The organism is Gilliamella sp. LMG 34361 (genome assembly GCF_984569075.1).
The window spans coordinates 548,979-562,754 of the sequence record NZ_OZ474903.1; the positions used below are offsets into that span (position 1 = coordinate 548,979).

At 39.8% G+C, this 13,776-nt stretch carries 9 protein-coding genes, 2 tRNA genes and 3 rRNA genes; 7 read left to right on the forward strand and 7 right to left on the reverse strand.

Annotated elements, in window-relative coordinates; translation table 11 throughout:
* Positions 1–35 precede the first annotated feature (35 nt).
* The 4 genes from tsaA to metN all read right to left on the reverse strand — a co-directional run bounded on the left by tsaA (position 36) and on the right by metN (position 3,533).
* On the reverse strand, positions 36–746 hold the full coding sequence (gene tsaA / locus AC5LXI_RS02680; RefSeq protein WP_493444238.1) for a tRNA (N6-threonylcarbamoyladenosine(37)-N6)-methyltransferase TrmO: 711 nt from the start codon (positions 744–746) through the stop codon (positions 36–38).
* 69 nt (positions 747–815) lie between these two features.
* Positions 816–1,715 (reverse strand): MetQ/NlpA family lipoprotein, encoded by a 900-nt coding sequence (locus AC5LXI_RS02685; protein ID WP_493443412.1) that lies wholly within the window; start codon positions 1,713–1,715, stop codon positions 816–818.
* Positions 1,716–1,729: 14 nt separating this feature from the next.
* The gene (locus tag AC5LXI_RS02690) at positions 1,730–2,389 is read right to left on the reverse strand and encodes a methionine ABC transporter permease (protein ID WP_493444239.1); all 660 of its coding nucleotides are present in this window, start codon (positions 2,387–2,389) and stop codon (positions 1,730–1,732) included.
* Between the two features lie 112 nt (positions 2,390–2,501).
* On the reverse strand, positions 2,502–3,533 hold the full coding sequence (gene metN / locus AC5LXI_RS02695; protein WP_493443413.1) for a methionine ABC transporter ATP-binding protein MetN: 1,032 nt from the start codon (positions 3,531–3,533) through the stop codon (positions 2,502–2,504).
* Between the two features lie 117 nt (positions 3,534–3,650).
* Here metN and gmhB point away from each other — a divergent pair, with 117 nt between their 5' ends.
* The 7 genes from gmhB to ybiA all read left to right on the forward strand — a co-directional run bounded on the left by gmhB (position 3,651) and on the right by ybiA (position 10,692).
* Positions 3,651–4,187, forward strand: coding sequence for a D-glycero-beta-D-manno-heptose 1,7-bisphosphate 7-phosphatase (gene gmhB, locus AC5LXI_RS02700; RefSeq protein WP_493443414.1), 537 nt, complete (start codon positions 3,651–3,653; stop codon positions 4,185–4,187).
* Positions 4,188–4,695: 508 nt separating this feature from the next.
* Positions 4,696–6,233: ribosomal RNA gene (locus AC5LXI_RS02705) — 16S ribosomal RNA — on the forward strand.
* A gap of 55 nt (positions 6,234–6,288) precedes the next feature.
* Positions 6,289–6,365, forward strand: a tRNA-Ile gene (locus AC5LXI_RS02710).
* 53 nt (positions 6,366–6,418) lie between these two features.
* Positions 6,419–6,494: transfer RNA gene (locus AC5LXI_RS02715), tRNA-Ala, on the forward strand.
* A gap of 208 nt (positions 6,495–6,702) precedes the next feature.
* Positions 6,703–9,600 (forward strand): 23S ribosomal RNA (locus tag AC5LXI_RS02720).
* 134 nt (positions 9,601–9,734) lie between these two features.
* Positions 9,735–9,850: ribosomal RNA gene (gene rrf, locus AC5LXI_RS02725) — 5S ribosomal RNA — on the forward strand.
* Together the 16S, 23S and 5S rRNA genes with 2 tRNA genes alongside form the textbook arrangement of a ribosomal RNA operon.
* Positions 9,851–10,200: 350 nt before the next feature.
* Positions 10,201–10,692 (forward strand): riboflavin biosynthesis intermediates N-glycosidase, encoded by a 492-nt coding sequence (gene ybiA, locus AC5LXI_RS02730; RefSeq protein ID WP_493444240.1) that lies wholly within the window; start codon positions 10,201–10,203, stop codon positions 10,690–10,692.
* Positions 10,693–10,767: 75 nt separating this feature from the next.
* Here ybiA and AC5LXI_RS02735 read toward each other — a convergent pair whose 3' ends face one another.
* The 3 genes from AC5LXI_RS02735 to AC5LXI_RS02745 all read right to left on the reverse strand — a co-directional run bounded on the left by AC5LXI_RS02735 (position 10,768) and on the right by AC5LXI_RS02745 (position 13,549).
* Positions 10,768–11,562, reverse strand: a complete 795-nt coding sequence (locus AC5LXI_RS02735) for an ABC transporter ATP-binding protein (RefSeq protein ID WP_065578412.1) — start codon at positions 11,560–11,562, stop codon at positions 10,768–10,770.
* 2 nt (positions 11,563–11,564) lie between these two features.
* Complete coding sequence (locus tag AC5LXI_RS02740) at positions 11,565–12,509, reverse strand: ABC transporter permease (protein ID WP_065578411.1); 945 nt, start codon at positions 12,507–12,509, stop codon at positions 11,565–11,567.
* Positions 12,510–12,571: 62 nt separating this feature from the next.
* Entirely contained in the window at positions 12,572–13,549 is a 978-nt protein-coding gene (locus AC5LXI_RS02745; protein ID WP_065578410.1) for an ABC transporter substrate-binding protein, read from the reverse strand.
* Positions 13,550–13,776 lie beyond the last annotated feature (227 nt).

Genomic DNA, 13,776 nt, shown 5'->3' on the forward strand with positions numbered 1-13,776 from the left:
TCATTAGGTGAATTTATTGTTTGAATAAATTAAATTTACCGACCAACAATTTGAATATCTTCAACGATTGCTAGTTTACCTGTTACCTTCCATTTAATATTGAAATGATATAATGAGATGGCATAGGTTTGTTCATGACAGTTTTTTCGTTTATAAGCAGGTCTAGGATCTTGTGATATTACTTGTTCAATTAGTATGGTAAGTTGAGGATAATTTTGCTGGGATTCTAGAAATAATTTAGCTTGTACTGAAAACGAAACTTCAAGCTGCTGTTCCGGGATGATTTGCGCGTAACCCGCGTTTGCCTCAGGATGACTGTCACAGTAAGGTAAGTAGGGTTTTATATCAATTACTGGTGTACCATCTACGAGATCTAATCCCTCAAGCTTTAAAATGACTTGATTTTGTTCAACAATAATATCAAGCAATTTTACAACTGAAAGACCAATATTATTAGGTCTAAATGGGGATCTAGTCGCAAATACGCCTAAGCTTTTGTTTCCACCTAAACGTGGAGGACGCACCATTAATCGCTTTTTGGTCGGATCAACTTGGTGAAAATGAAATAAAATCCATATGTGAGAAAATTGTTCTAATCCTTTAACACTGATAGGATCGTTATATGGTGCAATTAAATGCAATTCACCTTGAGCAGCTTTAACCAAATTGGGTTGACGTGGTACAGCAAATTTTTCTCTGTAAGGTGAGCGGATGACACCAATTGGTTCAAATTGATATGTCATTATTGATTACTTAATTATTTTAAAGGGTTCCGTCGACAATGCCGACGGAATTGAATAAGTCATAATTCAACATTACCAACCACGAATTGCGCCACCATTAAATATTTGGTCGGCTTTTTGTGCTACGGCATCAGTTTGGTAAGCTTTAACAAAGTTTTTCACGTTTTCATTATCTTTATCAGCTTCACGCGATACGATGATGTTAACATATGGAGACTCTTTATCTTCAACAAAAATACCATTTTTGCTTGGTGTTAAATTTGCTTGCCCAGCAAATGCGTTGTTAATAATAGCGAGATCGACTTGTGAATCATCTAATGAACGAGGAAGCATTGGTGCTTCAAGTTCGATAATTTTATATTCATATGGATTACCAGTAATATCAAGTACCGTCGGTAATAAGCCTTTTGCTTTATCAACAGTAATTAAACCTTCATGTTGTAATAAAAGCAATGCACGACCTAAATTCGTTGGATCATTAGGGATGGCAATTGTTGATTTAGCTGGAATAAAGAATGTTTCGCCACGAGGTGACGTTACTTTTACTCCTTCACCTGTTTCACTGTTATTATCAATCGGTTTTAATTTATTTGAGTAACTTGCAATAGGATAAACAAATGAGTTACCAACAACGGTTAATTTATAACCTCTTTCTTTGATTTGCTCATCTAAATATGGTTTATGTTGAAAAGCGTTAACATCGATTAATCCATCATTTAATGCTTGATTAGGGGTAACGTAATCATTGAAAATGACAAGTTCAACATCTAGGTTATAAAGGTTTTTAGCTTGTTGTTTTGCTACTTCAGCTACTTCTTGTTCAGGACCTGAAATTACACCAACTTTAATAGAACTTACTTTTGTTGGTTCTGCAGGTTTGTTATCAGTTGCAGTTGATTGTTTATTGTCACAGCCAGTTAAGAAAAATGCACTTACCAATGTGGTAATTAGCGCTAATTTTTTTATAGACATAAATTTCTCCAAAATTAATGATGGGTAACGCGTTTAACAATAGTATTGCCAATAAATTGAATTAGGAATACAAATATAACTAATAATACAACAACTGTATTCATTATAGCAGGCTTATAACTATTATAACCATATTGAAGAGCTAGTTGACCAAGACCCCCAGCACCTACTGCTCCACCTAATGCTATGTAGCCAGTTAATGTTATTAAAGTTATTGTCATACTATTAATAATTATTGGTAATGATTCAGGAAGTAAAACCTTATACACAATTTGTAATTGTGTCGCGCCCATTGAACGAGCTGCTTCTATCAATCCTTTTGGAATATCCAGTAATGCATTTTCAATCATTTTTGCAATTAAAGGAGCAACACCAATACTTAATGGAACTAAAGCGCCTTGTCTTCCTAAAAAAGTGCTTTGTCCAGTGGTGAATTCCATTACGTCCACTGTAAATGGTTTTATCCACACGATTAATATAATGAAAGGAATGGCACGGAATATATTTGTTACAAATGAAACGATATTATGAACAATATAGTTCTCTAGAATGTTTCCTTTTCGGGTTACATATAAAATTATGCCTAGCGGTAATCCAATCAGTGTTCCATATAAGCCTGATAAAAAAACCATATAAATAGTATCATCTGTAGCTTGCGCAATTTTAAATAGCATTGCCTCATTAAAGCCATTAAATGAAGAACAAAAAGCAACAAAATCTGCCCAGAAACCATGCTGAGCTAAATAGCGAAATAGTGATTCAAATGGTTTAAATGGAGGGATAAAATCAAACATAGCCTAAAACCTCAACTTTGGTGTTGTTATTTTCTAAAAACGCAATTGCAGAAGCTGTGCTTTTCTGTTTTCCTTTCATTTCTGCTAACATTAAACCAAATTTAACACCACCAGCATAATCCATCTGAGCACTAATAATATTACTATCAATTTCGAATTCTTTAGCTATTTGAGACAGTAAAGGTAAATCAACCGACACACCAGAAAATTCTAAACGAACAAGTGGATTAAGTCCCTCTTTATGTTCTGGTTTAAGTCTTGCCAAATAATCATCTGGAATAGTGAGGTGTAAGGTCGATTGAATAAATTGTCTTGCGATATCAGTTTTTGCATGTGAAAACATTTCTCCGACTGAAGATTGTTCAACTAATTCACCGTCACTAATTACCGCTACTTGGTCGCAAATCTGTTTAACAACATCCATTTCATGGGTGATTAATAAAATGGTTAACCCCAGTTTTTGGTTAATATCTTTTAATAATGCCAAAATTGAGCGTGTTGTTTCAGGGTCAAGTGCGCTGGTTGCTTCATCACATAATAATACTTTAGGATCGCTTGCTAACGCTCTAGCAATAGCAACGCGTTGCTTTTGTCCACCAGATAAATTAGCTGGGTAAACATCCGCTTTTTCACTTAAACCAACCAGTTCAATAAGTTCATTTACCTTTTGTTTAATTACCGCTTTAGGGGTTTTATTTAATTCAAGTGGAAAAGCGATGTTATCAAATACTGTTCTAGATGATAGTAAATTGAAATGCTGAAAAATCATACTGATTTTTCGACGTACTTCAATTAATTTTCGATTAGGTAAATGGGTGATATCGTGACTATCAAAAAATATTTTTCCGCTAGTTGGTTTTTCTAATAGGTTTACACAACGTATTAATGTACTTTTACCAGCACCAGACTTGCCAATAACACCATAAATTTTACCTTTTGGAACATATAATGAAATGTCCTTTAAAGCATGAATAGTGGTTTTATTGTGCTTAAATGTTTTTGAGATGTGTTCAAGTTTTATCATAATATATACTAAGAAATATGAATAGATAAATATTAAGACGTCTAGACATCTAAGTCAATCAATAATATCCTATATAAAAATTAGATAGATACGCCTCTAAAAGGAAGATGATTAAATATGAAACCAGCTATATTTTTAGATCGAGATGGTACAATTAATATAGATTACAATTACGTCCACACTATTGATAAATTTCACTTTATTGATGGTGTTATTGACGCAATGCAAGAGCTCAAAAAGATGGGTTTTTTGCTTGTTATCACGACCAATCAATCTGGTATTGCTAGAAATATATTTACAGACGAACAATTCAACACCTTAACCGAATGGATGGATTGGTCACTACAAGACCGAGGTGTTGACATCGATGGTGTGTATTATTGTCCTCATGATCCTCTTGTTGATGATTGTGAATGTCGAAAGCCAAGTCCTGGTATGATTCAAACTGCTGCTAAAGAACTCAATATTGATATTGCAAATTCCTATATGGTTGGTGATAGAATTTCAGATTTATTATCCGGTAAACGAGCGGGTGTTAAAAAAACAGTATTGGTTAAAACAGGTGATGTAATAACGGAAGAAGCTGTAGCTCAAGCTGATTGGTTAATTGATAGTTTAGCTGATTTGCCGAAAAAAATTAAGGCAGAATCATAAATGTCAGCCTTAAAAATAATATACTTTATATAATAGGTAATTTAACCAATACATTAAGGGACGAAAGGTCAATTTATTACAAAATGTATAGTTTTAGTTTATTTTTAATGCCTTTTGTGTAAAAAAAAGACAAACAGCAATAAATATTGCAATAATCACTTGCACGTTTTTTTATACTCCCTATAATGCGCATCCACTGACACGGCGTCAGCGATAAGCAGACAAAAACAGTGTAAGTGAACAAGATCAAAAATTTTAAAAAAAGATCTTGACGAATAAAAAGGTGTAGCGTAGTATACGCAGCCCTTGAGACAGCAAACTGAAACAAGAAATTGTGAAGTAAATTAAAACGCTGTCAGCTCTTTAAAAAGAAGAAACAGACAATCTGTGTGGGCACTTGCGAGACGAAAAATTAAAAGTCTACGGACTGAAAAAAATTAAGTCTTGATAAGTGACACTGAAGATTCATTTGAATTATGTCAGAGACAGTTATTGAGCATCAAACTTTAAATTGAAGAGTTTGATCATGGCTCAGATTGAACGCTGGCGGCAGGCTTAACACATGCAAGTCGAACGGTAACATGAGTGCTTGCACTTGATGACGAGTGGCGGACGGGTGAGTAAGGTATGGGGATCTGCCGAATGGAGGGGGACAACAGTTGGAAACGACTGCTAATACCGCATAAAGTTGAGAGACCAAAGCATGGGACCTTCGGGCCATGCGCCATTTGATGAACCCATATGGGATTAGCTAGTTGGTAGGGTAAAGGCTTACCAAGGCGACGATCTCTAGCTGGTCTGAGAGGATGACCAGCCACACTGGAACTGAGACACGGTCCAGACTCCTACGGGAGGCAGCAGTGGGGAATATTGCACAATGGGGGAAACCCTGATGCAGCCATGCCGCGTGTATGAAGAAGGCCTTCGGGTTGTAAAGTACTTTCGGTAATGAGGAAGGTGATGTATCTAATAGGTGCATCAATTGACGTTAATTACAGAAGAAGCACCGGCTAACTCCGTGCCAGCAGCCGCGGTAATACGGAGGGTGCGAGCGTTAATCGGAATGACTGGGCGTAAAGGGCATGTAGGCGGATAATTAAGTTAGGTGTGAAAGCCCTGGGCTCAACCTAGGAATTGCACTTAAAACTGGTTAACTAGAGTATTGTAGAGGAAGGTAGAATTCCACGTGTAGCGGTGAAATGCGTAGAGATGTGGAGGAATACCGGTGGCGAAGGCGGCCTTCTGGACAGATACTGACGCTGAGATGCGAAAGCGTGGGGAGCAAACAGGATTAGATACCCTGGTAGTCCACGCTGTAAACGATGTCGATTTGGAGTTTGTTGCCCTGAGTGATGGGCTCCGAAGCTAACGCGATAAATCGACCGCCTGGGGAGTACGGCCGCAAGGTTAAAACTCAAATGAATTGACGGGGGCCCGCACAAGCGGTGGAGCATGTGGTTTAATTCGATGCAACGCGAAGAACCTTACCTGGTCTTGACATCCACAGAATCTAGCAGAGATGCGAGAGTGCCTTCGGGAACTGTGAGACAGGTGCTGCATGGCTGTCGTCAGCTCGTGTTGTGAAATGTTGGGTTAAGTCCCGCAACGAGCGCAACCCTTATCCTTTGTTGCCAGCGATTCGGTCGGGAACTCAAAGGAGACTGCCGTTGATAAAGCGGAGGAAGGTGGGGACGACGTCAAGTCATCATGGCCCTTACGACCAGGGCTACACACGTGCTACAATGGCGTATACAAAGGGAGGCGACCTCGCGAGAGCAAGCGGACCTCACAAAGTACGTCTAAGTCCGGATTGGAGTCTGCAACTCGACTCCATGAAGTCGGAATCGCTAGTAATCGTGAATCAGAATGTCACGGTGAATACGTTCCCGGGCCTTGTACACACCGCCCGTCACACCATGGGAGTGGGTTGCACCAGAAGTAGATAGCTTAACCTTCGGGAGGGCGTTTACCACGGTGTGATTCGTGACTGGGGTGAAGTCGTAACAAGGTAACCGTAGGGGAACCTGCGGTTGGATCACCTCCTTACGAAGTGCTCGTAAGTGTTCACACAGATTGTTTGTTTAGAAAGAGTCACTTTATTGGGTCTGTAGCTCAGGTGGTTAGAGCGCACCCCTGATAAGGGTGAGGTCGGTGGTTCAAGTCCACTCAGACCCACCAATTCGACTGCTTAAGCTGATTGTTGGCTTGATTGGTTGATGAAGTGAGACAATGGGGCTATAGCTCAGCTGGGAGAGCGCCTGCCTTGCACGCAGGAGGCCAGCGGTTCGATCCCGCTTAGCTCCACCATTAAAGAAATCTCTTTTATCTATAAAAAATTATGTTTGTATTTATTTGATATTCGAATGAATAGAAAGATAAAGCTCTTTAACAATTAGGAACAAGCTGAAAGAAACGAGTTCTCGTTTTTATAGCAAATTGATGTATGAAAATATATTAGTGTGAGATAAGAAAGAGAAAAAAGCGTAATGAAAACCAAGACAACTGTGAGTTGTAAGGTTAAGAAATTAAGCGTACACGGTGGATGCCTAGGCAATCAGAGGCGATGAAGGACGTGTTAATCTGCGAAAAGCGACGGTAAGCCGATAAAAGGCGCTATAACCGTTGATGTCCGAATGGGGAAACCCAGTGTAGGCGACTACACTATCATCTGATGAATACATAGTCAGATGAGGCGAACCGGGAGAACTGAAACATCTAAGTACCCCGAGGAAAAGAAATCAACCGAGATTCCCTAAGTAGCGGCGAGCGAAAGGGGAGTAGCCCAAGCGGGTAGCATAATGTATTAGTGGAAGCGTCTGGAAAGTCGCACGATAGAGGGTGAAAGTCCCGTACACGAAGATGCGTTATGTGGAAGCTTATAGAGTAGGGCGGGACACGTGATATCCTGTCTGAAGATGGGGGGACCATCCTCCAAGGCTAAATACTCCTGATTGACCGATAGTGAACCAGTACCGTGAGGGAAAGGCGAAAAGAACCCCGGGAGGGGAGTGAAATAGACCCTGAAACCGTGTACGTACAATCAGTGGGAGCTGTTACCGTTGGGTAATAGTGACTGCGTACCTTTTGTATAATGGGTCAGCGACTTATATTCTGTAGCAAGGTTAACCGAATAGGGGAGCCGAAGGGAAACCGAGTATTAACTGTGCGTAAAGTTGCAGGGTATAGACCCGAAACCCGGTGATCTAGCCATGGGCAGGTTGAAGGTTGGTTAACACTAACTGGAGGACCGAACCGACTAATGTTGAAAAATTAGCGGATGACCTGTGGCTGGGGGTGAAAGGCCAATCAAACCGGGAGATAGCTGGTTCTCCCCGAAAGCTATTTAGGTAGCGCCTCATGAGTAACTGTTGGGGGTAGAGCACTGTTTCGGCTAGGGGGCCATCCCGGCTTACCAACCCGATGCAAACTCCGAATACTGACAAGTTTAATCATGGGAGACACACGGCGGGTGCTAACGTTCGTCGTGAAGAGGGAAACAACCCAGACCGCCAGCTAAGGTCCCCAAGTCATAGTTAAGTGGGAAACGAAGTGGGAAGGCTTAGACAGCTAGGATGTTGGCTTAGAAGCAGCCATCATTTAAAGAAAGCGTAATAGCTCACTAGTCGAGTCGGCCTGCGCGGAAGATGTAACGGGGCTAAAACTATGCACCGAAGCTGCGGCAGCACACTAAGTGTGTTGGGTAGGGGAGCGTTCTGTAAGCCGTTGAAGGTGCATTGTGAGGTGTGCTGGAGGTATCAGAAGTGCGAATGCTGACATAAGTAACGATAAAGCGGGTGAAAAGCCCGCTCGCCGGAAGACCAAGGGTTCCTGTCCAACGTTAATCGGGGCAGGGTGAGTCGACCCCTAAGGAGAGGCCGAAGGGCGTATCTGATGGGAAACGGGTTAATATTCCCGTACTGGCTATAACTGCGATGGGGGGACGAAGAAGGCTAGGTTTACCACCTATTGGATGGTGGGTTAAGCGTGTAGGGGTGTGATTAGGCAAATCCGGTCACTAAGACCCTGAGGCGTGATGACGAGGCACTAAGGTGCTGAAGTAATTGATGCCCTGCTTCCAGGAAAATCCTCTAAGCTTCAGGTTATAGTTAATCGTACCCGAAACCGACACAGGTGGTCAGGTAGAGAATACTAAGGCGCTTGAGAGAACTCGGGTGAAGGAACTAGGCAAAATGGTGCCGTAACTTCGGGAGAAGGCACGCTGATGTTAATTGAAGTCCCATGCGGATGGAGGTGAAATCAGTCGAAGATACCAGCTGGCTGCAACTGTTTAATAAAAACACAGCACTGTGCAAACACGAAAGTGGACGTATACGGTGTGACGCCTGCCCGGTGCTGGAAGGTTAATTGATGGGGTTATGCGTAAGCAGAAGCTCTTGATCGAAGCCCCAGTAAACGGCGGCCGTAACTATAACGGTCCTAAGGTAGCGAAATTCCTTGTCGGGTAAGTTCCGACCTGCACGAATGGCGTAATGATGGCCAGGCTGTCTCCACCCGAGACTCAGTGAAATTGAACTTGCCGTGAAGATGCGGTGTACCCGTGGCAAGACGGAAAGACCCCGTGAACCTTTACTATAGCTTGACAGTGAACATTGAGCCTTAATGTGTAGGATAGGTGGGAGACTAAGAAGTGTGTACGCCAGTATGCATGGAGTCGCCCTTGAAATACCACCCTTTAATGTTTGATGTTCTAACCTATGCTTCTGAATCGAGGCAAGGGACACTGTCTGGTGGGTAGTTTGACTGGGGCGGTCTCCTCCCAAAGAGTAACGGAGGAGCACGAAGGTTAGCTAATCCTGGTCGGACATCAGGAGGTTAGTGCAATGGCAAAAGCTAGCTTGACTGCGAGAGTGACGGCTCGAGCAGGTACGAAAGTAGGTCATAGTGATCCGGTGGTTCTGAATGGAAGGGCCATCGCTCAACGGATAAAAGGTACTCCGGGGATAACAGGCTGATACCGCCCAAGAGTTCATATCGACGGCGGTGTTTGGCACCTCGATGTCGGCTCATCACATCCTGGGGCTGAAGTAGGTCCCAAGGGTACGGCTGTTCGCCGTTTAAAGTGGTACGCGAGCTGGGTTTAGAACGTCGTGAGACAGTTCGGTCCCTATCTGCCATGGGCGTAGGAAAATTGAGAGGGTTTGCTTCTAGTACGAGAGGACCGAAGTGAACGCACCGCTGGTGTACGGGTTGTGATGCCAATTGCATTGCCCGGTAGCTACGTGCGGAATAGATAAGTGCTGAAAGCATCTAAGTACGAAACTAGCCTCGAGATGAGTTTTCCCTGATGAGAATCAGTAAGGTCCGTTTGAGACTAAGACGTAGATAGGTCAGGTGTGTAAGTGTAGTGATACATTGAGCTAACTGATACTAATGAACCGAGAGTCTTAACCTTACAACTCGGAGTTGTTTTGGATACGCGAAGGTAGAGATAGATTAATAGATACTCGAACAGTTTGTTCCGGATTGAGCGATTGTTGTGGATATGAGATAATGCACATCAATTGAGATAAGAGAAGACAGAATATGTCTGGCGGTAATAGCGCGGTGGTCCCACCTGACCCCATGCCGAACTCAGAAGTGAAACGCCGTAGTGCCGATGGTAGTGTGGGTATTACCCATGTGAGAGTAGGGTGCCGCCAGACTTTTAAATATACGAGCCCAGCAGCAATGCTGGGCTTTTTTGCTTTCTAGGATTAATAATACTATTGTAGATAGCCAAATAATTTCTATACAACGCCTTATCACAAAAATATAACGTTATATTTCTTTTACATATCATACCTAATCTTAAATACTTTTTATCGGCATCATTATTTTCGTTATATGAATGGTATACAGTTCTTTTCTATTAAAAACCAAAATATTTTTTTACTAATACAATATTGGTATTTGATGAAAATACATATGACATATTCGTTAGTGATGATAAGGAATTTCTATGGATTTATTGCAAATACACTAACAATATAGAAGCGGTAAACGGTATAAATATATATACTTTTGGGGACATGTAGAAAAGCAACCTTCTATCATAACAAAGAGTTGTTTTAGCCAATGGTATCCAAGTCGTTTTGAGATTGATAATATTTACTATCCAACATCAGAACATTATATGATGGCTGAGAAAGCAAGATTATTCGGTGATGAGCAAATATTATCAAAAATACTTACTGCTAATTCTCCTGGATTAGCAAAGGCATTAGGGCGTCAAGTAAAAGGATTCATACCGAAGATTTGGGATGAACACTGCTTTAATATTGTCATAAATGGTAATTATGCTAAGTTTTCACAGAATCCAAAGTTGACGGATTTTATATTATCAACCAAACAAAGAATATTAGTAGAAGCAAGTCCGGTTGATAAAATATGGGGGATAGGATTGTCTCAGGATGATCCTAATATTGATAATCCGTTAATGTGGCGTGGAAAAAATTTGCTTGGATTTGCTTTAATGAATGTTCGCCAACAATTACAAGAAAAATAGTGAATTATTTATACGAATCTTGTTGGATAAGAATAAGAAGCAATATTCAGCTATTAAATATTGCTTGCTGATTTATTAACCTAATAATAAGGCATCGTCAGTTACTTTTTCACCACGAGTTTTTTCAAACATATCTAATAAATCTGTGACTGTTAGCTTATCTCGTTGTTCTCCTGACACATCAAGTACTACTTGTCCTTGATGTAGCATCACTGTTCTTGTGCCATATTCTAATGCTTGTTTCATTGAATGAGTCACCATCATAGTGGTTAGTTGGTTTTTCTGAACAATTTCATTAGTAAGATCCAAAACAAATTGTGCAGTTTTGGGGTCGAGAGCTGCGGTATGTTCATCAAGTAATAATATCTTGGATGGTTGTAATGTTGACATGAGTAGGCTAACGGCTTGTCTTTGTCCGCCAGAAAGCAAGCCCATCATATCTGATAGTCTATTTTCTAAACCTAAATTTAGCGTTGCTAGTTTTTCTTTAAATAGAACACGCAGTCTACGATTTAAAGCTGGTCGTAAAGTAAAATTATTGCCACGGTTGTAAGCGATAGCTAAATTTTCTTCTATGGTCAGGTTTTCACAAGTTCCGACCATTGGATCTTGAAATACTCGTGCCACCATTCCAGCTCTTTTCCAAGCGGGCCATCGTGTAACATCTTTATTATTAATGGTAATATGACCAGAATCAGCAATCAGATCACCACTAATGACATTAAGTAATGAACTTTTTCCTGCGCCATTACTACCAATAATAGTAACAAATTCCCCTTTTTTGATATTGAGATTCAAACCACGTAATACATGATTTTCAATTGGCGTTCCTTGATTAAACGTCAATTGTAATTGTCCTACTTTAATCATGCTTACTTACCTCTTTTTTTAGAATATTTTTTTAGTTGTTTTGGTAATACTAATGCCAAAACAACCAATATTGCTGTAATAAGATTTAGGTCTTCAGTACCTACACCAATTTCTTGTAAGAATTCATTACTGAGTGCGAAAGCGATAAATAATCGATATAAGATTGCACCAAAAATAACTGCAATCATAACTGCCCAGATGCGTTTTGTTGGGAATATACTTTCACCAATAATAATTGAAGCAAGACCGATAACAATGGTACCAACCCCAATAGTGATATCGGCCCCACCTTGTGTTTGCACAAATAATGAACCACCTAGAGCAATTAATCCGTTTGATATTGCCATCCCTAAAATAGTGATCGCACCCGTTGGAATGCCTTGAGATTTTGCCATTCGTTGATTAGTACCTGTTGCTCTTAGTGCTAATCCAACTTGAGTATTTAGAAATAGATTGAGTAGTAGCCAAAAAACTACAACAAACGCTAAAATCATCATAGGTTGTACTAGATATTGATTGCTATAATCTTCAGCCATAAATGGTGAAAAAATAGTTTTTGCATCTAGTAATGATAGATTAGGGGATCCTGCCATTCTTGGGGTTTCGCCCATAATATATGGCCCTATCCCTAAAATTCTTAAATTAATAGAATACAGACCTATCATTACAATAATACTGGATAGTAATTGCAATATATTAAGTTTAACATAGAGTAGTCCAGTCATTGCACCAGCAATACAACCAGCAAACATACCTAAAAATGTTGCTATCCATGGATCAATACCAACGTACATACATAATCCACATACTGCACCACCAAGTGGAAAACTTGCATCAGCTGTTAGATCGGGGAAATCAAGTAATCTAAATGAGATAAACACACCCAAACTAACTAATGCGTAAATAAGTCCTATTCCAATTGAGCCTAATAAAAATTCAAATGACATGAAAAAATCCACTAAAAAAGTAACCGCCAAATTTGGCGGTTTAGTTATTAAAACGGTTTAAATTATTTTTCGACAACTTTTGCCGCTGATTTTAATACTTCTTCCGATAGCGTTACACCTTGACGTTCAGCCGCTTTCTTATTAATTGTTAATTGTGTGATATTACCAACTTGTGGTGCAATATCACCTGGTTTTTCACCATTAAGAATTCGAATAACAATTTTACCAGCTTGGCGGCCAAGATCATAATAACTCATTCCTAAAGCGGCAATCGCTCCTCGTTCAGCTGAATCAGGATCTGAAGCTACTAGTGGAATTTTGTTTTCATTGGCAACTTTAGCTAAAGCTTCATAGGCCGAAACGACGTTATTATCGGTTGTTGTATAGATCAGATCAACTTTTCCTTTTAAACTTCTTGCTGCAGTTGAAATGTCGGAGGTTCGTTGTGCTGGTGCAGCGATGATTTTCATGCCACGTTTTTCAAGTGCAACTTGTAATTCTTTAAGTACAATTGTTGAATTAACTTCACTAGGACTGTAAACATAACCGATATTTTTTGCATCTGGTTTGATTTTTAACATCATATCGATTTGTGATTCTAATGATAAAGCATCGGAAACCCCGGTTACATTTGTTTTAGATGCATCCCAACTTGGTGTCAATTTAGCTGCAACCGGATCTGTTACTGCAGTAAAAACGATAGGGATTAATTTAGTGGTAGCAACTAACGCTTGGGTACTTGGTGTTGCAATCCCTACGATAGCATCTGGTTTATTGGCAACAAATTGTTTAGCGATTTGGGCTGCATTAGCGCTACTACCTTGGGCACTAGCAAATTGTAATTTTAGGTTTTCACCAGCAATATAGCCATTATCTTTTAACTCATCTTCAACACCTTTACGAACATTATCTAAGGCAGGATGTTCAACAATAGCGGTGATAGCAACAAATTTTTGTTCGGTTTTATTATCAGCAGATGAAAAAAATGTTACTGCGGATAAACTGAGTAACATAAAAAGTTTGATTATTGAATTTCGCATTTGCTACTCCTGTAATATTTATTTTACATTCAATCTAAATATTTGCTTACTATAAAGCAAAATCGGACAATTTTCTATAGTTAAAAGAAAGTATATGTGTAAATTATTTGTTACAGTTTGTGTTGTTTTTGTCGAAATAAATGGGTTATTTAGCAATAAACGATAGTAATAATTTTTGAGGAGAGGGGTTTTTTAAAACCTTGCTCATTTCAATGAGCAAGGGATTT